This is a genomic window from Desulfitobacterium hafniense DCB-2, from assembly GCF_000021925.1.
Lineage (GTDB): Bacteria > Bacillota > Desulfitobacteriia > Desulfitobacteriales > Desulfitobacteriaceae > Desulfitobacterium > Desulfitobacterium hafniense.
Genome location: NC_011830.1, coordinates 3774440 through 3795967, shown reverse-complemented (window position 1 = coordinate 3795967; position 21528 = coordinate 3774440). Strand labels below are relative to the sequence as shown.

Genomic DNA, 21528 nt, shown 5'->3' with positions numbered 1-21528 from the left:
TAGACCCGAAATCAGCGTATATTCCTGATTATCACTGTAAATACACATAAAAAATCCTTATAATAAGAGATAGGGTAGTCCTTGCCCAAATCTCAAATTATAAGGAGATTTAAAATGCAGGACAAGGATACTACGCATTCCACATTTATGCAAGCCTTTCAGCCGCTTTTTTCAAAAGATTTATGGAAAGATATCCATCAGCAGGTCCCAGACCTCGATCGCAGGACCCAAAAACTAAAGACAAATCAACTCACTCTCCTCATTAGTAACGCACAACTTCAAGAATACAGAGCTTTACGAAAGATCAGTACGAGCGTTCTAAGTGACAATCTTGGTCAAGCCATCGGTTTAAAGAGCATTAGTCACAGTCAGATTTCTCGAAGGTTAAAGACTTTGCCTACTAAGGTTTCGGAAATGCTCTTTAGGCGCACTTTACACAAAGTAGCTCAAAAGCAAGGGTATGGGAAGATTCGGCAGCAACTCGGTAAATTGTACATGATTGACGCATCGACTATCAGCCTATGCCTTTCCCGTTATCCCTGGGCCGTGTTCAGAAAGAGCAAAGCCGGTGTAAAAATACATCTACGCTTAAGCTTTGATGGAATAGCTCTACCCGATGAAGTGGTCATTACCCCAGCCAAAATAGCCGATCGCAAGAAGCTGGATGAACTTATTGTTGAAGATAAGGATGCCCTCAATATTTTTGATCGAGGTTATGTGGACTACGAGCTATTTGATGATTACTGCGAAAAAGGGATACGCTTTGTTACTCGTCTCAAAAACAACGCAATCATGGAGTTTACAGGCGTTGAGCGTCCCGTAGAAGAAGATGGGATTATCGAGGAAGACGTGGATATCATCCTAGGAACAGGTTCCCGAAAAATGAAGCATACCCTCCGGGAAGTGACCATAGATGATACCATCAACGAACCCTTTACGATCTTGACCAATGATTTTGAACTAAGTGCCGAAGAACTGGGTGAGATCTATCGTTATCGCTGGCAGATTGAATTGTTCTTTAAATGGCTCAAGCAGCACGCTCAAATTAAACACTTTTACGGTACAAGCGAAACCGCAGTAACCAACCAAATTCTATTAGCACTGATGACTTATTGTTCTTTAATGCTGCTTAAACTTGAAGTGGAATATCCAAGAGACTTGCTCACCTTGCAAAGACTACTGATTACCTGTCTCTTTGAGAGCTATGAGGAGTTTTTAGAAAAACTCCGACGACGAAGAAGGAAAGCTGCCAAAAGGATTAACCATGAAAAGATCTACCAAATGACAGAGCATTACATCATCACTGAGGAAGACACAGGATGGTTAAATGACTTGATATATGACCCTGTGATTCTGTGAGATAATATGTGTAAAAATGTGGAAAAGGGCTATCTGTTGCCTGGTCTTTCTTTGGACTGAGGGGAGTAAACTCGGATGGTTGTATACACCAATTATGATAAATAATTGAAGGAGACCTGAGGCGAATTTTCCCTTGACAGTAACCATCTTAATTTAATGCAACGCTACTGTTTTTAACTAGAATGTATTATGGAGGAATTTGAAATATGAATTATAAAAAGTATACTTTGTTTTTAATCCTATCCATTTTTGTAGCTTTCATTTCAGGATGTAATAAGCATACTAACGAAATAGAACCCGTCAGTGTCACTGAATCCCATTATTACAGTTTAATGCATAGTGTTTTTAATTTTGAATACCACAATAAGTTATGGGAATACCAAAATGTAGTTGAGCATGCTTTGAAAGCTAAAACGGCTTTAGATTTAAGCTATTTGCATGGATTACTCGAAGGATATACATATGATAATGCTCAAATTATCTTGTTGATAAATAGCACAAATAAACCTAATATGCCTCAAACTTTTGATAAAATTGTAGTCACTGAATTACAAGAATCAGCTGTTACTGTTATTGTGGAACTTAATGAATACTTAAAGAATCTTGTAAAAGAGACGGAAGAAATTGAATCGCTGAAGAGCAGACATGAAGAATTAATGACAATTTCTGAATTACTCGATGAAATATCTTATATTGAACTGGATAAAGCAACTAAAGATCAGATTGAGATTTATAAAGTGAATAGTCAAAAGATTATGGACATAATTAATTGAGTGGTTACCTATCAAATAGCACAAGGTGAAGAGAAAATGTCAAGAGCAAGTTGATAAGAATCCAGGTCGTCCGATTTTTTTGAGAAAAAGCCTTCCATTCGGTCAGGCTTCCCTCTCAAGGGCGTATCTTTCCAAAATTCGATATCGCCAAATTTTGTGAATACTTGACACAAGCACTTCGGGTCAGCTAGGCGGGGGCGACACGGGGGACCTCTACGCTCTGACAGAAGTTCTCCTTCCCGAGGAAGTAAGCGAAATCGGGGTCGGCGATGATTCGTCTTTGGCTTTAACCCTAGACGGCGTATTCTATACTTGGGGAGACAACCGCTCGGGTTCGACAGTCAAATCGCATTTTAGGCACATGGAAATAGTTGAGACCTATCAACTGCGCAGGTTTGGGGGGTTATCTACAAGTGAATTGCTCCAAAATGTGTAGGCACACGAATATGTGGATGTGGATAACTTAAATATTTTGCAAAAACATATTGATTGAGTAGGTACACAATAGGGGGGAGCCGAAATAAGCTTGAACGTCTCTACTCTCTATATAAAATAAAAGAGGATACGCTTTATACGGCTTATAGCATACAATATAAGGTATAAAACGCCAACCGGCTATAAGAATGGATTTATACAAAAAGGGAACATCTACATTCCTTAGTTTGTAGATGCCAATAATAACAGATTGACGAAACCGATTACATCCGGAATGTACACGCAGGATTATGGTGTTGGTACCAACAACCGGCCAAATGTATTCATTGCGGGTGGTATACGCTCATTTAGGATCGTATTCGAATAACGCTTTTGCTACAGTAAGCACCCCGGATGGTCCTAAAACCTTTTCATTAAGGTATGACAACAGTGAGCTTTTAATACAAGCAGGTTCTTCGAATCTATTAATTAGCAGAGGCTGATTTTGACTCTATAGGAAGTGATATTAAAATTAAATCAAACTTGGGAGCAGGCTATACGATCGGAACAACTGGATGGACCGGTAATGTTGACCCGCCTAAGGCAATAATTTTTGTGGGAAAGAATTGAATGAGAAAAAGAATGAAGCTTATGGTGATGCTGATTTTGCTTACCTTATTATCAGGGGGATGCGCCGATCAGCAGGTTCAACAACAAAAGATTGTGCAAATAGCTTGCGGCAACGATTTTTCTCTGTTTCTCTATGACACGGGGAAAGTCCGCGCCATCGGCAAAAACTCTTCCGGGCAATTGGGAGTAGGTGATACAGAGGATCGCTATGAGCTGACGGAAGTTCTCCTTCCTGAGGCGGTAAGCGAAATCGGAGTCAGCGACGATTCGGCCTTCGCCCTTACCCAAGACGGCACACTCTATACCTGGGGGGATAACCGATGCCGTCAGGCTGAGAACAGCGCTGAGCCGGCTGTCCCCACTCCCATACGCTATCAAATCAAGGAACAGGAAAAAGTGACTCAGTTCGCTTTAGGCTGGTACGCTTCTTATGGACTCACGGAGTCGGACGTATTGTACGGCTGGGGAAGCAAGTTAGGGCTGGTGACGTTGGAAGATCTCAATTATGAGCCGATCTATCAAGCGGTTCCCTTGCCGCAAAGTCGGGCATTTCCGATTGTTGACGGGAAAGAAAACAAGCGGTATATTCCCCCAAAAATAAGCAAGATCGATATTTCTAACTATACAATTATGGGCATAGGGGACGACGGAACCTTCTTTGGCCCGGTTGGCGAAAACATTTTCGGTGCAATCCCTTATACACCGGGAGAAATCGTCAAGATCGCGGCCGGCCGATTGTTTTGCGTTCTGTTGACAGCGGAAGGGTCTCTCTATCTGTGGGGCGATAATTTTCGGGGTGAACTGGCCAGCGGCGATTATCAACTGCGCAAGGTCCCCCTATTCAGAAGCTTTGCCGAAGACCCGCTCCGGGATGTCGCCGTGGGACCCAGCCATATTCTGGCCCTGACCCGCTCCGGAAAGGTGTTGGCCTGGGGGGATAATGCCAGGAATCAGTTAGGTCTGGCGGATCGGAAAGAGGTGCTATCACCGGAAAATATCGCTTTTCCGGAAAAAATCACGTTGATCGCTACCGGCTTTCACCACAGCGATGCCCTTGGGGAAAGCGGCAAGCTCTATGCCTTTGACGCTAATGATTATGGACAGCTGATGACCGGAGATCAGACATCCCGGGACACGCCGACCGTAGCCGATCTGCAATCCGTCGTAGCCAATCCGGACCCGGTTATTATTCCGGAGTTTAGCCAGGAAGTCGCGATCGCGGCAACCATGGAAGCCTTTCTTACAGAATCAGGCCGGGTGTTTACCAAGGGGCCTGGTGACATGGGAACGCTGGGAACAGCAACGGCGAATAGCCATGAGGAGCCAACCTATGTTCCCATGTCGGAAGCGATCACCCAAATCGAAGCGGGACTCTTTACGTTTACCGTACTGACCGCTAAAGGTGAAGTGTACAATTGGGGGTTAAGCCAACTCAATTCACTCGGCCATGACCATAAGGAAAACAAATGGTATCTGACGCCAACCCAAGTTCCCCTGCCCGAGAAAATAACCAAAATACGCAGCGACATGTACAGCACAGGGGCTTTAGCCGAGAGTGGGAACTGGTATATGTGGGGAGATAATACCTACGGCAGTTTGGCGACCGGGACCAAGGATTATGCAGCCGGTCCGGTTAAACTCGAGACGCCGGTTCCCTTTGCCGAGCTATTTCCCAGCCGGAGCTATTGGCTGGCTTTGACTGCAGAAGGCGAAGTCTACCAGTGGGGAACTTGGCAAAACAAATTTGCCGAGGAAATGTATATGCCGGATGTTCAGACACAGGATCTTAAGTACCAAAAAATAGCCTTGCCGGAAAAAGTCATCAAAGCCAAATCGACGGCCTACGACAATTTTGTCTTATCGGCAACGGGAAATCTGTATGCTTGGGGATTTAGATTCAAACAAGAGCCTCAGATTTTCCTGGAAAATGTCCAAGACTTTGTAGTTTCGCCCCGGGAAAGCGATTTTCTGGCGTTAACCCATGACGGGAAAGTCTACTACTGGGGATATAACTTAATGGAACCCTATATACCGGTCGAGATCCATTATCCTGAAATAATAAGGACAGTTTTCCCGGGGGAAGGGATTTTTTATGCGGCCGGGGAAGAGGCTATGTACATGGTCTATGACACCTGGATTCAGGAAGGGATGAAAACCAACGAGTTTCTGGTGAAGGTGGATTACCGCTATAAGAAATAAGGGCCGTACACAAAGGATGTCCAAGAACGCGACAACGTTGTCGTGTTCTTGGACAGGTTTTGGAGTGAATGATGGCGATGAAAGTTGACAAGCACCCGGGTCCTCCGCTATACTTTAGATTAATTTGTAAGATGTAAACTGATGACGGAACGAGTAATACCTAATTCCTTTATAGAGAGGCTTTCAGGGGTGAAAGGAAGCTAAGGGATTCTGTATGAAGGCTATTCCCGAGGGCGAGGAAAACCTTGACGAGGCATGCGTTAAATGCGATGACAGTAAACTGTCGCTAAGCGACTCATTCTCAAGAGAGGGCTCTGGCCTCCGGATGAGTAAGCAGGGTGGTACCACGGTAATTTAACCCGTCCCTGATTCAGGGGGCGGGTTTATCTATTTTTAAACCAAATTGCATAGGGAGGAAATAAAATGTATACAGGTAACCAGCTTAGAGACATGTTTTTAAACTTCTTTGCATCCAAAGGACATAGAATCTTACCCAGTGCGTCTCTGATCCCCAAGGATGACCCTACCTTGCTTCTTACTGTAGCCGGGATGGTTCCTTTTAAACCCTATTTTATGCGCAAAGTGGAGCCGCCTTTTCCTCGTGCTACCACATCACAAAAGTGTGTCCGTACACCGGACTTAGAGGTAGTGGGTAAAACAGCCCGCCATCATACTTTTTTCGAAATGTTGGGGAACTTCTCCTTCGGTGACTATTTCAAAGCTGAAGCCATTCCCTGGGCTTGGGAGTTTGTGACCGAGGTCTTGAAGCTGCCCATTGATCAGCTGTGGATTACGGTTCATCCGGAAGATGAAGAAGCTAAAAATCTTTGGATCGAAAAGACGGGCGTATCTCCGGAGCGGATTAAATATGACCCGGAAAATTTATGGGCTGCCGGTCCTGTGGGACCATGCGGCTACTGCTCGGAAATCTATGTGGATTTAGGCGAAAGCCGGGGCTGCGGTAAACCAGACTGTGCTTTAGGCTGCGATTGCGATCGCTTCCTGGAGATCTGGAATCTCGTCTTTATGCAGTATAACCGGGATGAGTCCGGCCTGCTTACCCCGTTGCCCAAGCAAAATATCGATACTGGGATGGGTCTGGAGCGGATCGCTTCTGTCATGCAAGGCGCGGCTTCCAATTTTGATACGGATTTATTCCTGCCGATCATCAATAAAGTATCCGAACTTTCCGGAATCCCTTACCATGACAGCCCGAAAAATGATGTTGCCATGAAGGTGGTTGCCGACCATACCCGGGCTGTATCCTTCATGCTTTCCGATGGCATCCGTCCGGGCAGTGAAGGCCGTGGGTATGTACTGCGCCGGATTCTGCGCCGGGCCATTCGTTATGCCCGTCTCCTGGGTATTGATAAACCCTTCCTGGAGCAGATCTTCCTGATCATCCAGAGGGACTACAGCCATCATTATCCCGAACTTAAAGAAAATGAAAACTTCATCCTCAATCATCTGCGCTTAGAGGAAAAGAACTTCCAGGCCACTTTAGAGCAAGGAACGCAAATTCTTCAGGACAAAGTCAAAACCCTTCAGGAAGCCGGAGAAACCATGCTCAGTGGGGCAGATGCCTTCTATCTCTATGAAACCTATGGCTTCCCGGTGGAATTGACAGAAGAGATGCTCATCGAACAAGGGATGAGTGTGGATATGGAAACCTTTAATGCTGCGGCTGAAGAGCATCGCCGTCTGGCTAAAGAGCAGTCCCAGCAGATGAAAGCAGTTCAAGAAAGTGCCGCCATCTCGGAAAAAGCCAAGGCCTTGGGCACGACGCCCTTCCTGGGTTATCATGAACTGGCTGCCCACACTAGGGTGGAAGCACTATTCCGGGATGGAGAAGAGGTTAAGGATGCTGCCGAAGGAGACGAAGTCCTGATCTTCCTGAGGGAATCTCCTTTCTATGCCGAAAGCGGAGGGCAAATCTCCGACAGTGGCCTGATTCGCAGCCTAAGGGCTGAGGCAAAGCTTATCGAAGTGAAGAAGGGTGTTACAGGAACCGTCTATCATCGCTTCCTGCTCACCCAGGGGGTCTTGCATACCGGAGATGAAGTGGAGGCTTTGGTGGATGAACATCTGCGGCTGGCTACAGCCCGTCATCACAGTGCCACTCACCTTCTCCAATCGGCTCTCCGTGCTGTATTGGGAGAGCATGTTCAGCAGGCAGGTTCCTTGGTCACGCCGGATCGTCTCCGCTTTGACTTCACCCATTTCTCCGCCTTGACCTCCGCTGAGTTGCAGCGGGTAGAGGATCTTTTGAACAAGGCGGTACTGGCCAATATGCCTGTTGCGGCTGAAGAAATGAGCTTGGATGCGGCGAAGGCCAGCGGGGCCACGGCCCTTTTCGGAGAAAAATACGGGGATACCGTTCGCGTTGTATCCATGGGAGATTATTCCCTGGAGCTTTGCGGAGGAACCCATATTCATGCTACCGGAGATATCGGCTTGGTCAAGATCATCTCTGAGAGTGGGATCGGAGCAGGCTTAAGGCGGATCGAAGCCGTGGCAGGCGCGGAAGCTCTTAAATATATGCGTTCCCTCAATGACCAGATTCTCGACGCGGCCCAACTTCTCAAAGCCCAGCCCTCGGATCTGCTCAAGCGCATCCAAGGACTCTTAGTCCAGGTCAAGGATCTGGAGAAGGAAGTTCAGCAGCTTAATGCCAAAGTGGCCAAATCCGAAGTGGAATCTCTCCTGCAACAGGTCAAGGATGTGGAAGGGGTACCTGTTCTGGCGGCTAAAGTCTCCGCTCAGGATATGGATACACTCCGCAATACAGCGGACCTTTTAAAGGATAAAATGAAGGACGGTGTCCTCGTTCTGGGGGCCGCTGTGGAAGGAAAGGTCAACTGGGTAACCGTTGTCACACCGGTAGGTTTAAGGGGGCTTCATGCGGGGCAGATTATTAAGGAAGTGGCCAAAATCACCGGCGGTGGCGGTGGCGGCCGCCCTGATATGGCCCAAGCAGGGGGAAAAGATGCCGCTAAATTAGGGGAAGCTCTCGATCAGGTCCCTGGGATTATAAAAAGCCATATAAAATAAAATGTAAGTTTTTGATCCTGAAATAAAGGAAAATGACTTCTCCAAAGAGAAATAAAAACAATGGTTTCTGATACGTGGAAGCAAAGGGGGAACGCCAATGGACCGTTTAGAACACACTATGATGTTTAAATCTCAGGGGGGGGATGTTTCACCCCAGGAAATTTTGCAGCAAGTGTATGTGGCTCTGGAAGAGAAGGGATACGACCCGATCAATCAGCTGGTAGGATATTTAATGTCGGGCGATCCGGTCTATATCACCAGCCACAATCAAGCGCGATCCCTTATACGGAAGCTGGAGCGGTATGAGCTTCTGGAAGAGCTTGTTCGTTCGTATTTGCAAGAGAAGTAATTTTTAGGAAACCCTCACTTCAAGGTGAGGGTTTCTGTGTGAGAAAGGGAAGCGATGATGAGGCAAGTCTCGTTGGGCTGGCATGGTCCCTTGGTATCTGAAGTATGTTTTGGCAGCTTAGCTATTTCTCCCCTGCAAGGGCGTGTATCCCTGGCGGAGGGAGTGAACGTTCTTCGCTATGCTTTAGAGCAGGGAATTGATTGGATCGATACCGCCGAAATATATGATAATTATTCCCAGATTGCCCAGGCCCTTCAGCATCACCCGGAAGTTAAGCTGGTAAGCAAGTCCTACTCGGTCACAGCACAAGAGATGTCCGCAAGTATTGAAAAAGCAAGAAGGGAACTCAATCGGGATGTCATCGATTTCTTTCTTCTTCATGAACAAGAGAGTGCTTTAACCCTCAAAGGACATCAGGGGGCATGGGAAGAGTTGCGGAAAGCCAAAGGGGATGGAAGGGTGAAGTATATCGGCATCTCCACTCATGCTGTGGATGCGGTGAAGGCCGGTGCCCTCCTCCCGGACATCGATGTGATCCATCCTATCATCAATCATCAAGGCTTAGGCATCATCGACGGTACTTTAGAGGAAATGCTGGCAGCCATTCGGTTTGCCTCTGAGCTGGGGATCGGAATTTATGCCATGAAAATCTTTGGCGGAGGGCATTTGGCGGCTCATCCCCAGGAAGCCCTGGATTTTATCCGCAGCATCCCTTGGATTCAAGCTATGGCCTTAGGTATGTCCAGTGTCGAGGAAGTGGATTTTAATCTGAAATATCTCGCCGGTCAGGAGATATCTGAAGAATTAAGACAATCCGTTACTTATAGGGAACGGAAGCTCTATATAGCGGATTGGTGTCAAGGCTGTGGCCGCTGTTGTGAAGCCTGCCCCCAAAGCGCTTTATCTCTGGAAGAAGTGGTCGGGGGCGGGATGGTGCAAGCCGTAGTGGAAGCCGGTCAGTGTGTCCTTTGTGGGTATTGCGGAAGAGTCTGTCCGCATTTTTGCCTGAAAATCGTCTGAGTAGAAAATTGTCTGAAGCGGGGGTGATTAAATGAGAATTATGGGTCTGGACTTTGGTGAACGGACCATCGGAGTGGCAGTGAGTGATGCTATGCTCCTTACCGCCCAGGGGGTAAAGACCATCCGCCGCTCCCCAAAAGAGCTTGAGGAGCTAAAGACCATGCTTCAGGACTATGAGGTAGACCACATTGTCTTGGGTTATCCGAAAAATATGAATGGTACGCTGGGGCCTCGTGCCCAGGCCACCGAGGAATTTGCCCAGATTCTTAAAGAGGAATTTGGGTTGCCGGTCACTCTATGGGATGAGCGTTTAAGCACCATGGGGGCCCAGCGCTCTTTGCTGGAAGCAGATGTATCACGGGCCAAACGCAAGCAAGTGATCGATAAGATGGCAGCCGTCTTTATTTTACAGGGGTACCTGGATTATATAAGGCAAAAAAATGGGCAGAATAAGGAATAGATGAGAAATTAGAAATACCCAGATGTATTTGACATTCCTCCCCCCGGGGAGTACAATGACTATATCTTTAATAAGAGGTGAATCAAATGACTGAACATACACATGGTCCGAACTGCGACCACGAGCATGACGTTGAAGAATTTGACACAATTATTCTGACTGATGATGAAGGAAACGATCATGAATTTCTCCATCTTGATACGTTGGAAGTTGAAGGGTCTACATATTTTGTTTTAATGCCTATCAGTGCTGAAGAAGACGAAGAAGCTGATGAAGCGATCATCCTCAAACTTGGCAAAGATGCTGAAGGCAATGAAATGCTCCTGGATATCGAAGATGATGAAGAGTGGGAAAAAGTCGCAGATGCTTGGGAAAGCATGGAAGAAGAATAAAAACCAGCTGTTTAAAGCAGTCGGGTTCGGTGAATATCGAATCGGCTGCTTTTTTATTTTTGCTCAATATTTTTTAGGCAAATTGCAGACCCTATAGAAAAGCAAAAAATAAATGTTCAGTGCTAAGGGGGAAAGATGATGAGCCTAAGGTGGAAGTACTGCTCCTATTTTTTAATACTGGCGTTGCTGGCCCTTACAGGCTGTACTATGAATGAAGCTCGCCTATTGAATCTTACCCCAGAAGCCGTTTCCAGAGACCCAAACCAGCTTCCTCCAGGCATAGTTTTAGATGACTTGGAATTAGGGGGGATGATGCAGGAGGAAGCCAAGGAGAAGATTAGGAGTTGGTCAAAGGACAAACTGGAAGAAAACCTCTTCTTAGTGTACAATGAGACAGAGATTCAGTTGACACCGGAAGAGCTTGGTATTACTCTCGATTTTGAAAGAACTTGGCAGAATCTCTTGGAGAACACCGGTCAAGAAAACCAAAGCGTTTTAGCTATCGATTATGTCATGGCCAATCAGGTTCTTCACGAGAAGCTTGCAGAGTTTAATCGTTCTGCGGTGGATGCCTCTTTTAAGATTGAGAATGATCAATTTAAGATTACCCCGGCCATTTCCGGGGAAGCCATCAATGTGGATGCTTTTTTTGATGAGATTAAGGAAGTATCTTTGGGTGATTTGCCCAAGAGAATTTCCCTGACAGGGGTAGAGATTCCGGCTGCTGTCACTACAGAGTCCTTGGAAGCCTTAGCTTTTGACGGCGTCATCGGTGAATACACCACCAAATACAATGCCGGTGATAAAAACCGTACCGCTAATCTGATCACGGCGGCGAAGAAAATGGATAAAGCCGTTTTAAAACCCGGGGAAACGTTTTCTTTTAATGGAACTATTGGACCGCGGACAGCGGAGACGGGTTTTAAGGATGCCTATATCGTCATCAACAATGAGTATGTCAAGGGAATCGGGGGAGGAATCTGCCAGGTATCCTCTACCTTATATAATGCTGCGTTGCTGGCGAATCTGTCCATAGTGGAACGGCACCCTCATGCGGTGGTGGTGGCTTATATTCCTCTGGGTCAGGATGCTACGATCAACTATCCCAATCTTGATTTGAAATTGCGCAATGATAGTTCATCCTATCTTTATTTTCGCACCAAAGTAGAAGCAGGAAATCTTACGATTAAGATTTATGGTAAAAAAACAGGGGTGAAAGTTCGTTTTGAGAAGGAGATCGAGAAGGAATTGAATTATCATACCGTACGGAAGATAGATCCGGACTTGCTTCCCGGTGCGGTGATTCAACAACAAAGCGGGAGTAAGGGATATATCGTGAAGACCTGGAAGATTGTCACCGATGCCCAGGGCAAAGAGACGAGGCAGCTCTTAAGCCGTGATAGCTATGCCCCCACCAATAGAATTCTTAAAATAGGTGCTGATTAAAGCGGCAGGTTGGTGGAGGATTGCCGGAAGCGGTGCAGTTTTTAAGGGTTCATTGAACGGAACGTCCTTCAGTGGGGGATTCACCCCCCACTGAAGGTTAATCCAGTGATAAATACAGGATGCGAAAGAGAGAGTGAGAGAATGGGAAGACGCTGGTTAAAAGGTCTGCTCAGTACTTTATTTATTATGGCAGTTCTTGCGGGAGCAGGAATCGCAGCTTGGTGGAACTGGGCGAGCCAACCCTACGCTGAGGAAGGAAGCAATGCTGCAGAAGTGCAGTTTATGATAACTCCGGGAATGAATGCCTCTCAAGTTGCTCAGGAACTGGAACATCAGGGGCTTATCCGCAATGCCCTGGCCTTTCGCTTTTTGGCCAGTCAGCAAAATGTGGATTCCAAGCTGCTGGCGGGAGAGTACCAGCTTTCCGCCCAAATGCCCCCCCAGGAAATGATTAATAAGATTCTTGAGGGACCTGACGTGCATACTGTAAAGGTCACCATTCCCGAGGGATATACGACAGCCCAGATTATTGATCTATTTGTAAAGAATGACTTGGGAAGCAAAGAGGATTATCAGAGGGTTATTGAAAGCGAGCCTTTCAGTTATTCTTTTCTTGCCGATATCCCTGCGGGACCGAACCGGCTGGATGGTTTTCTTTTTCCTGATACCTACTTCTTTGCTCCGGAGGCCGGTCCTAAGGAAAACATCAATCGAATGCTTAAACGCTTTGAACAGGAAATAACCCCGGAAGTGATGACTAAATTGGCAGAAATGAATCTTACGCTGCGGGAGTGGGTGAATCTCGCTTCCATCGTAGAAAAGGAAGCAGGCAAGGATGCGGACCGTCCGATTATCGCCGGAATTTTCCTTAATCGCCTCAAGATCGACATGGCCCTCCAATCCTGTGCCACCATTCAATATGTACTGGGAACTCAGAAATATATCCTCTCTTTAGAAGATATCCAGGTGGAGTCTCCTTATAACACCTATAAGTATCCGGGATTGCCGCCCAGCCCCATTGCCAGTCCTGGGCATGCCTCTCTGGATGCAGTGCTCAACAGCACGGATTCCGATTACCTATACTTCTTAGCTACTCCAAGTGGTGAGACGATTTATGCGAAAACCCATCAGGAGCATTTGCAGAATCAGGCCAAGTATATGAATTAAGTATAGGAACTAGAAAAATAGGAGTGCAGCAACGGCCAAGTAAAGGCAATGAACAGGGAAGTTGAGAAAACGATAACCTTTACCATATCATTTTTTTACACGGCTAAGCTATAATTGAATACAGAGAGGTTGAAAGAACCGTTATGTTAGAGCAAAACCAATCCAGGAAACCTGAACTCCTTGCGCCGGCAGGAGATTATGAAAAGTTGAAATTCGCCATCGCCTATGGGGCAGATGCGGTCTATATGGGAGGGCCTGCCTTCGGGCTGCGAGCTTATGCGGGGAATTTTACCATGGAGCAGATGGCTGAGGCTATTCAGTATACCCACCATGCCGGCCGCAAGCTCTATGTGACAGTAAACATCTTTGCCCATGAGCAGGATTTTGAAGAAATGGCTGCGTATTTGAAACAATTGGAGTCCTTAGGTGCCGATGGAGCCATTGTCTCAGACCCCGGCATCATCGCCTTGGCTCAAGAAGCGGCCCCTAAACTTCCTCTGCACCTCAGTACCCAGATGAACAGCACTAATTCTTACAGCATAAACTTTTGGCTGAAGCAGGGATTGGAGCGGATTGTTCTGGCCCGGGAGCTGACCTTGGCAGAGATCCGAGCAGTACGGGAGAAGGTACCCGGGGAGCTGGAAATGTTCATTCATGGAGCCATGTGCATGTCCTATTCCGGAAGATGTCTGCTCTCCAATTATCTCACCGGAAGAGATGCCAACCGGGGGGAATGCACCCAGCCCTGCCGTTGGGGCTATGGCCTAGTGGAAGAGAAACGCCCCGGTCAGGTATTTCCCGTAGAGGAAGATGAGCGGGGCACTTATATCTTTAATTCCCATGATCTCTGTTTGCTTCCTTATCTGCCCATGCTGAAGCCACTGGGTATTGACAGCTATAAGATTGAAGGGCGTATGAAGAGCATCCATTATGTCTCCAGCACCGTGAAGGTTTATCGGGAGGCTATCGATACCCTTTGGGAACAAGGGGAAGAGGCCTTTAAAGCCAAACTCTCCAGCTGGCTGGAAGAAATGGACAAGGTCAGTCATCGGGATTATTCACCGGGATTCCTCTTTGGCAAGCCTGGAGCAGAATCCCATAATATTGAGAGCTCCAACTATATCCGGGATTATGAATTTGTCGCCTTTGGCTTAGCTGCAGATAATCGGGAACATCCCCAAATTCCGACTTTAGTCAAAGATGAATTCAGTCAAGGATATTGGGTGGAACAACGCTATCATTTCCAAAAAGGGGAGCTTATTGAAGTATTCTCACCTCATGAAGAACCTTGGACCTTTGAGGTCAAAGGCATTCACACGGTAGAAGGGGAAGAAGTGGACGTTGCCCGTCATGCCAAGGAGATCCTTAAGCTGGAACTGCCCCGGCCTTTGCCCCCTTTTGCTATCTTGAGGAGAGCGAAGAAGGATAAGAAATGAGTCCGAGATCTAAATGAGATTTACAATTGGTTATAAGTTTGGAAAGGAAAACTATCAATGAATAGAGAGATACCTTATGCTGATTCCGATGTGCTTATCAAGGCTCAGGTGCCCCGATCAGAGATACAGATGCTGGTGAAATATGTGGAAGGCCTTGGGCATCTGGGTGTCGTTACCACTACGGACCGTCATGCCGGGGAGGTTCTGATTCAGACGACGAAGTACACTTGGCCGGATTTGAAAAAGGCTCTGGAAGGGATGCCCTTTGAGGTCGCATTTAAAAACTGAATTTTCTTCTCGATCCCCTTTTTTGGCCTATTGACTTAGAATAAGTACAAATGTACTATTAATGTGAATGGGCCTAAAGTCCTGAACTTATAAGGTCATAGAGCCATGCTCATGGTTGGAATACATAAAACAGGCTGGACTTAAGGACTTTGCTAAAATTTTAACTAATGGGGGAGAGGCAAATGTTTAAACGGAGAAAAGACGGCGGATTTACACTGATTGAACTTATGATTGTTATCGCAGTAATTGGGATTTTGGCAGTGGTCTTGGTGCCGAAGATGAGCGGAGTGAAGGATTCGGCAAAGGCTGCGGGAGTGGTAACTAATGCGAAGTCTGTAGAAGCCTATGTTGCAGCTAATATAGATAGATGGTCGAGAGCGAGTGATCAGGATGGGACAGCTATAAGCGATCTAACAGCTCAATTTGTCGGAACTACTTCACCGGCCACAAATCCTAAAGAAAAGCTTAATAACCCGCTTGCTCCTACAACGGCTGCGGTTAGTGTTGGCGCGACGGCTACTGCTTCTACAGGAGTAGTCGCGATTGATGTAGCTGAGAGCCCATTTAAAATTACCATAACAGGATACGCTAATGGTACCAGCACTGCAGATGTTGTATATAAAAATGATATCAGTCCAAATTAAGTATCAGGATATCGTGACAAGAGGGTGTTTGCGCTAAACACCCTTTTGTCATACTGGCAGTGATTATTGGATCAGACCGATCTAGGCCCCCTCTAGCGCCCTCATAACTCCACAAAGCCCCGCAATAGATAAAGGAGGGAACTACCTTTGGCTATCCGACAAGAACGCAAGCGCCTTGGCGAAATTCTCATTGCCGGTGGCGCGCTGATGGAAGAACAGCTTAATGAAGCACTGAAGCTGCAAAAATCCCTGGGGCTGCGCCTTGGCGAAGTTCTCATCCGTCAAAATTTTGTCTCAGAAGAAGAAATCCTTCGCACTATCCAGAGGCAATTGGGCCTCCCTGCGGTTGACCTTAACCGAATTTTCGTCACGGAGAAAATTCTAAAAATGATCCCTGAGTCGGTCGCCCGCAAATATACCGTTTTGCCGGTGGATTTTACGAATGGGCAACTACTTGTTGCCACAAGCGATCCGACGGATTATTATGCCATCGATGACCTTCGCTTGGCCTCCGGGATGATGGTCAAGCCTTGTGTGGCCAGAAAAGCGGATATTCTCCGGGCAATTGACCGTTTCTACGGTCGCAGTGAGGCGGAAAAAGCGGTTAGCGATTTTGTCAGACAGAAGGGCCACGATCAAGTGGCGGCCGCCGCTCAAACTCCTGTCTTGACGGTGGTGCAGGCCGGAGGGGAGACGGCGGATGAAGAGGCCACCCCCATCATTAAGTTTCTGAACACGATTATTGAGAATGCGGTCAATAACTTTGCCAGCGATATTCATATCGAACCTGTGGATGATGAGCTGAGGGTTCGTTTCCGCATTGACGGGGTCCTCCGGGAGATTATGCGCACTCCTGTAGGGATGACCGGGCCGGTGGTGAGCCGGGTTAAGATTATGGCGGATCTCAACATCGCCGAACGGCGGCTTCCTCAGGATGGGCGGATCACCTATCTGGTGGGCAGGAAGATGATCGACCTGCGGGTTTCCACGGCACCGACCATGTATGGAGAAAAGGTGGTGCTGCGTATTCTGGATAAGGGTTCGGTGATCCTAGAAAAGGCCTCCCTTGGCCTTCAAGGCCATAATCTGGAGCTTTTTGATGAACTGATTGCGAAGCCATACGGTATCGTGCTGGTTACCGGCCCTACAGGAAGCGGTAAAACCACCACCTTATATACGGCACTGAATCAGCTGAACACCCCGGAGAAGAACATCATCACGTTGGAAGATCCGGTGGAATATAATTTTAAAGGGGTCAATCAAATGCAGGTTAATCCCAAGGCTGGGTTGACCTTTGCCAAGGGCTTGCGTTCCATTCTCCGTCAGGACCCGGATATCATCATGGTGGGAGAGATGCGGGACAACGAAACTGCCGAGATCGCGGTGAGATCGGCCTTGACAGGTCATCTTGTCCTGTCCACGATTCATACTAATGATGCTCCCAGTGCGGTGACCCGCCTGGTGGATATGGAGATCGAGCCTTTTCTTATTTCTGCTTCGGTAGTTGGAATTATATCCCAACGTTTGGTGCGCAAGATTTGTCCCAATTGTGTCCAGGAATACCCGGCAGAGCTCAAAGACTATGCCTTTTTAGGACTCTCTCAGGATTTCCCCTTAAAGCTGAGACGGGGAACCGGATGCCCCTATTGCCATGATTCAGGCTATAAAGGCCGTACCGCTATTTTCGAGATTATGCCCATCTACGGCGGACATAGAAATCTGATTAGCAGAGGGGCCACAGCCGACGAATTGCGGGAATATGCCATCAGTCAAGGGATGATTACACTGAAAAAATCAGCGACGGATCTGGTGCTCAATGGGGTGACGACCATCGAAGAGCTTCTCCGCGTTACTTATGTCAATGAATGATACAATAAGGTAAATGAAATTTCCTCCTTGCGGGGGGTGCAAGATGCGGTTTAAGTACAAAGTAATTGATGAGCAGATGAGTGTCGCCGAAGGCACTTTAGAGGCAGCGGATTATGAGGCGGCCAGGCGGATGATTCAGGAAAATGGCTGGCAGGTTATATCTTTGCTGGAACCCCGGGGATTAAACGCTTTGCTTAATAAAAGAATTATGACTAAGGTCAAGTATGAATCTATCTCCGCTTTTTGCAGCCAGCTGGCGATGATGGTTCGCTCCGGGGCTAATCTTGTCCGGGGGCTGGAGGTTCTCAAGCTTCAGCTGGAAGATAAGGAATTGCAGGAGGTTTTGGAGATCATCGTGCGGGGAGTGAGCAGGGGAGATTCCCTTTCCCAAGCGATGCGGGATTGCCGGGGCGCCTTGCCGGATTTATTGATCAATCTGGTGGCCGTAGGGGAAGAGAGCGGGAACCTGGAATCTGTCTTGACCAGCATGGCGGAATATTACGATCGGGAGAATTATATCCGCAAGAAAGTGCAAAGTGCTTCCATCTATCCGGTTATTCTGCTGACAGTGCTTATTGGCATTATATTCTTTTTCATGAATTTCCTCTTGCCGGAGATCACAGGTATGCTGACGGAAAGCGGTCAAAGTCTGCCCTTACCCACCCGGATGATTATTAACACTGCCGACTTCTTTTCCAATTATGGCATCTATTTGCTGGCCGGCTTGATCGGGTTAGTTTTTGGTTTGAATTGGTTATTTAAAATTCCGAAATACCGTTACTATCGGGATGCCCTGATGCTTGGTATGCCAATTTTGGGGATAAATATAAAAAATATTGTGATCTCCAGATTCAGCCGGACCTTTGCCCTCTTTCTTCATTCTTCCATTCCCATGGTTCCGATTCTGAACTCCATGGAGACCATTGTGGGCAATGAAGTATCACGGACGGGAATCGCGCGTATACGGGAGCGGATTATTAAGGGTGAACCCCTGACGCAGGCTTTTGGACAGGAGAAATTCTTTGATCCTTTGGTGGTTCAGATGATATCCATTGGTGAAGAGACGGGCCGACTTGAAGAAATGCTGGAGGAAGTCGCCGATCTTTACGATAAAAAGGTAGAGCTGGGAATAGCCCGGATGATCTCCTTGGTGGAACCGGTATTTACCGTTATTATCGGTATTTTTGCCGGGGGCATGATTATTGCCATCGCCCTGCCCATCTTCAGCATGGCGACAGGGACTCAGTAATAGGGAGAGTGGAGTATGCCATGGATGCCTGATCTTGGGAATAGAAATGCTGAGAGGGGCTTTACCTTGATTGAGCTGCTGATCGTGATCACGGTGATCGGCATTATCATGGCTTTTGGGGTACCCAAATATCAAGGGGTGAGGGAGCAGTACCGGCTGGAAAGCTCCGCCCAGGCCGTTATGGCTGAACTTAAATATGCCAAGCAATTGTCTATGGATCGGAGAAAGTCAATTTATGTGCTGCTGACGGCGGAGAGAGTATCTCTTTTCGAGAGTGTAAGCAGCCCGGGTGTGGCGGTGGAGAGCTATGGATTTGATATGGGGGTTGTCTTTAAGCCTGATGATGCCGACAACCTATGGCTGCCAGAGATTCGATTGGGGAGCGGTGAGACCCTTGGCCATGGGCTGTTCTATGACCATCGGGGGTTTGTATCCCAGAGCGGAACGATTTGGCTGGAGGCGGGAAGCGGGCGCAGGGTGGGAATTCAGATTGAGAAAAAGACAGGACATCTGTTCATGGTCTGGCCCTAACCGGCATTTGGACAGCAGGAGGGAACGGGATGGAAGGCAAAAGCAGGGAACAGGGGATGACTGTTTTGGAAGTGGCTGTCGCTCTGACTATCTTGATGATTGGTGTCGGTTTTGTTTTGCAAAGCGATGCTGTGTCTCATAAATATGCTTACCGGAGCCAAGTCAGGGAGCAGATGCTCTTCTATGCGGCAGGCGTGCTAGAGGCGGAGATGGAGGGGGTTACCCCTGCGGTGACTATCCCAGGCTTTACAGATTTTGTCCCGGTGATGACTACCCATAGGGTAAATGACCATCTGGAAAAGATTGAGGTAAAGGTATCTCTGCGCAATTCCCCAACCGATCCTGAACCGGTCGTTTTAGCCACATACAGGGTGATAAGAGAATGAACAAGCAACGGGAAGAAGGATTTACTATCCTGGAAGTGATGATAGCCATTGTCATTTTCGGGATACTGATGATGATCATCTCTCAGCTGATGCGGGGGGAGATCCGCATGCTCAATACAGCCAGCGGTCAGGATGCGATCCAACAAAAGGCAAGATCAGCCATGGTTCATCTGCTGGATGAAGTCAGGCTCAATCGCTATGTAGCTTATTATGCCGGTGATACGGCTGAGGGCGGGCGGCATAATGAAGGTGTGTATGCCAATGAACCGGGAGGAACATCCCGCTGCCTGATCAATATCAGGCCGGTGCCGGATGTCTTAAATGGGGATATGAGCAAATTGCCTGGTGGCACGGAAATCTATTATGATTATTGGGATAAAAAGCTTTGGTATCGGGACACTTCGACCAATGAAGTGCATCTTATCGCTGATGAGATCGATGCTCTGACTATCCAACCGCTTACTGAGCATCTTCTGCAGATTCACCTCAAAGCCAGAAGCACTTCCGGAACCTATGAACAGGAATTGTTAACATGGATTCGGATGTATTAGGGGGAATAGGGATGAAGGAACGGGGGGCGGCTCTGATAACCGTCGTTATGGCGATGCTGGTTATTACAATGATTTCCGGAGTGTTTTTCTTCTTAGTCAGGTCGAATATGAAACTGGTCAATTCCGAACAAGGAGCTATTCTGGCCAACAATCTGGCGGATGCAGGTATTCAGTATGGAATTTCCCTACTTCTGGTTGATGAGATTAAAGCAGGAGATGAGCCTTTTTCATTGGAGGATCTCCCTTCACTGGCTAATCCACCAAGCGATCCATTGAATAATGGGGGGGATTTTGATATTTGGTGGGAAAATGGCTCTGAAGCAAACTCATTTATAATCTTCAGCAGGGGGAGCTATGGTAAAATTACGAGGACAAAAACCGCCGGGTTTACCATAGGAACCGAAGGTGTTGGCGGAGGCGAAGGATCGGGCGGGCCTGGGGGAGGAGAGCCGGCTTATCCCTATTGGGATTTGAACCATAGATATATAGAAGGTGATTACGTTGTTTATAGTGTTATGATCGATGGCAGGAGCGTTGAGAGATTATATCGTGCTCGTCATAATGGCTATGTAGGTGAGCTGCCTGGGGCTCCCTGGACCACTTGGCAGGAAATAACCAATCATTACAGAGTTTCTAATTTTTATGAACTTATTAATGGGAATACGATTATCTATTATGGGTCCACTTATTGGCAAGCAAGGTGGAATGGACATGGGACCGGAAATGAACCCGGTAAAAATACAGAGCGTTCCAGCGGTATGTGGCGTGAGCTGATCGATGAATGGCGCCCGTACGAAGCTTATCCGGAGAAAGAAGTTGTCAGCTATAACGGAAAACGGTATCGCGTAAAATGGAATAACCCGCAGGGTCCTCCTGATGCTTCCGATCCTAATGGGCCTTGGGAGCTATTGGAAGATTGTGTCACTCTGCAAAGCGTGGTTATTTCACCATCTTCTATGATCATAAAGGAGGGTGAAAAGGTTACATTTAGGGCGACAGCCCTTTTTTCTGATGGAACCACAGAAGATGTTACCAGTAAGGTGATCTGGTCAAGTACATATCCTCAAATAGCTTCTATTTCAGGTAATGTTCTCACGGGTGTAATGGATACCGGAGTTGAGGGATGTAATGCAACATTGGTTTCTGCTTCATATACTTATAACCATCAGGAGAGAAGCGATATTGTTATTAATCGAGTTGGCGTGACCGAAATAAAAGTATCTGAATCTCATGAAGGGGACGAGGATTCAGGGCTGATTATCTGGGAGCGGGAGGTCCTTTCCGGCCCCTAACTGTGTAAGGAGACGATTAAGA

At 47.2% G+C, this 21528-nt stretch carries 20 protein-coding genes; all 20 read left to right on the top strand.

Annotation, left to right across the window (positions count from 1 at the left end; all coding sequences use genetic code 11):
* The first annotated feature begins 114 nt into the window (after window positions 1-114).
* The 20 genes from DHAF_RS17800 (at window position 115) to DHAF_RS17710 (ending at window position 21506) form a co-directional block, all read left to right on the top strand.
* Window positions 115-1359, top strand: coding sequence for an IS4-like element ISDha2 family transposase (locus tag DHAF_RS17800; RefSeq protein WP_015943229.1), 1245 nt, complete (start codon window positions 115-117; stop codon window positions 1357-1359).
* A gap of 206 nt (window positions 1360-1565) precedes the next feature.
* Window positions 1566-2132: a hypothetical protein gene (locus DHAF_RS17795; RefSeq protein ID WP_015944670.1), complete on the top strand. Its 567-nt coding sequence runs from the start codon at window positions 1566-1568 to the stop codon at window positions 2130-2132.
* A 160-nt stretch (window positions 2133-2292) separates the two neighbouring features.
* Window positions 2293-2568: a hypothetical protein gene (locus DHAF_RS26810; protein ID WP_370736977.1), complete on the top strand. Its 276-nt coding sequence runs from the start codon at window positions 2293-2295 to the stop codon at window positions 2566-2568.
* Window positions 2569-3176: 608 nt separating this feature from the next.
* Window positions 3177-5375 carry an RCC1 domain-containing protein gene (locus DHAF_RS25805; RefSeq protein WP_080518285.1) on the top strand — a complete coding sequence of 733 codons (2199 nt, stop codon included), beginning with the start codon at window positions 3177-3179 and terminating at the stop codon, window positions 5373-5375.
* Between the two features lie 423 nt (window positions 5376-5798).
* A complete protein-coding gene (gene alaS / locus DHAF_RS17785; RefSeq protein WP_015944668.1) occupies window positions 5799-8426 on the top strand; it encodes an alanine--tRNA ligase in 2628 nt (875 codons plus the stop codon).
* Between the two features lie 97 nt (window positions 8427-8523).
* Window positions 8524-8775, top strand: a complete 252-nt coding sequence (locus DHAF_RS17780) for an IreB family regulatory phosphoprotein (RefSeq protein WP_011460321.1) — start codon at window positions 8524-8526, stop codon at window positions 8773-8775.
* Between the two features lie 54 nt (window positions 8776-8829).
* Window positions 8830-9795: an aldo/keto reductase gene (locus DHAF_RS17775; RefSeq protein WP_041271988.1), complete on the top strand. Its 966-nt coding sequence runs from the start codon at window positions 8830-8832 to the stop codon at window positions 9793-9795.
* Between the two features lie 31 nt (window positions 9796-9826).
* A complete protein-coding gene (gene ruvX, locus DHAF_RS17770) occupies window positions 9827-10255 on the top strand; it encodes a Holliday junction resolvase RuvX (RefSeq protein WP_005810863.1) in 429 nt (142 codons plus the stop codon).
* An 86-nt stretch (window positions 10256-10341) separates the two neighbouring features.
* On the top strand, window positions 10342-10647 hold the full coding sequence (locus DHAF_RS17765; RefSeq protein WP_005810865.1) for a DUF1292 domain-containing protein: 306 nt from the start codon (window positions 10342-10344) through the stop codon (window positions 10645-10647).
* Window positions 10648-10785: 138 nt separating this feature from the next.
* A complete protein-coding gene (locus tag DHAF_RS17760; RefSeq protein WP_015944666.1) occupies window positions 10786-12093 on the top strand; it encodes a VanW family protein in 1308 nt (435 codons plus the stop codon).
* A 141-nt stretch (window positions 12094-12234) separates the two neighbouring features.
* On the top strand, window positions 12235-13260 hold the full coding sequence (gene mltG, locus DHAF_RS17755; protein WP_015944665.1) for an endolytic transglycosylase MltG: 1026 nt from the start codon (window positions 12235-12237) through the stop codon (window positions 13258-13260).
* A gap of 143 nt (window positions 13261-13403) precedes the next feature.
* Window positions 13404-14696: a peptidase U32 family protein gene (locus tag DHAF_RS17750; RefSeq protein ID WP_015944664.1), complete on the top strand. Its 1293-nt coding sequence runs from the start codon at window positions 13404-13406 to the stop codon at window positions 14694-14696.
* A gap of 57 nt (window positions 14697-14753) precedes the next feature.
* Window positions 14754-14984: a DUF4911 domain-containing protein gene (locus DHAF_RS17745; protein ID WP_015944663.1), complete on the top strand. Its 231-nt coding sequence runs from the start codon at window positions 14754-14756 to the stop codon at window positions 14982-14984.
* Between the two features lie 182 nt (window positions 14985-15166).
* Window positions 15167-15628, top strand: coding sequence for a type II secretion system protein (locus DHAF_RS17740; RefSeq protein WP_015944662.1), 462 nt, complete (start codon window positions 15167-15169; stop codon window positions 15626-15628).
* Window positions 15629-15775: 147 nt separating this feature from the next.
* Window positions 15776-17497 carry a GspE/PulE family protein gene (locus tag DHAF_RS17735; protein ID WP_015944661.1) on the top strand — a complete coding sequence of 574 codons (1722 nt, stop codon included), beginning with the start codon at window positions 15776-15778 and terminating at the stop codon, window positions 17495-17497.
* Between the two features lie 43 nt (window positions 17498-17540).
* Complete coding sequence (locus tag DHAF_RS17730) at window positions 17541-18746, top strand: type II secretion system F family protein (protein WP_015944660.1); 1206 nt, start codon at window positions 17541-17543, stop codon at window positions 18744-18746.
* A 15-nt stretch (window positions 18747-18761) separates the two neighbouring features.
* A complete protein-coding gene (locus tag DHAF_RS24780) occupies window positions 18762-19277 on the top strand; it encodes a pilus assembly FimT family protein (RefSeq protein WP_015944659.1) in 516 nt (171 codons plus the stop codon).
* Window positions 19278-19306: 29 nt separating this feature from the next.
* A complete protein-coding gene (locus tag DHAF_RS17720) occupies window positions 19307-19663 on the top strand; it encodes a type IV pilus modification PilV family protein (RefSeq protein WP_015944658.1) in 357 nt (118 codons plus the stop codon).
* Window positions 19660-20214 (top strand): PilW family protein, encoded by a 555-nt coding sequence (locus DHAF_RS17715; protein WP_015944657.1) that lies wholly within the window; start codon window positions 19660-19662, stop codon window positions 20212-20214. Before DHAF_RS17720 ends, DHAF_RS17715 begins: the two co-directional genes overlap by 4 nt.
* A 107-nt stretch (window positions 20215-20321) precedes the next feature.
* Complete coding sequence (locus tag DHAF_RS17710; protein WP_242659899.1) at window positions 20322-21506, top strand: hypothetical protein; 1185 nt, start codon at window positions 20322-20324, stop codon at window positions 21504-21506.
* Window positions 21507-21528 lie beyond the last annotated feature (22 nt).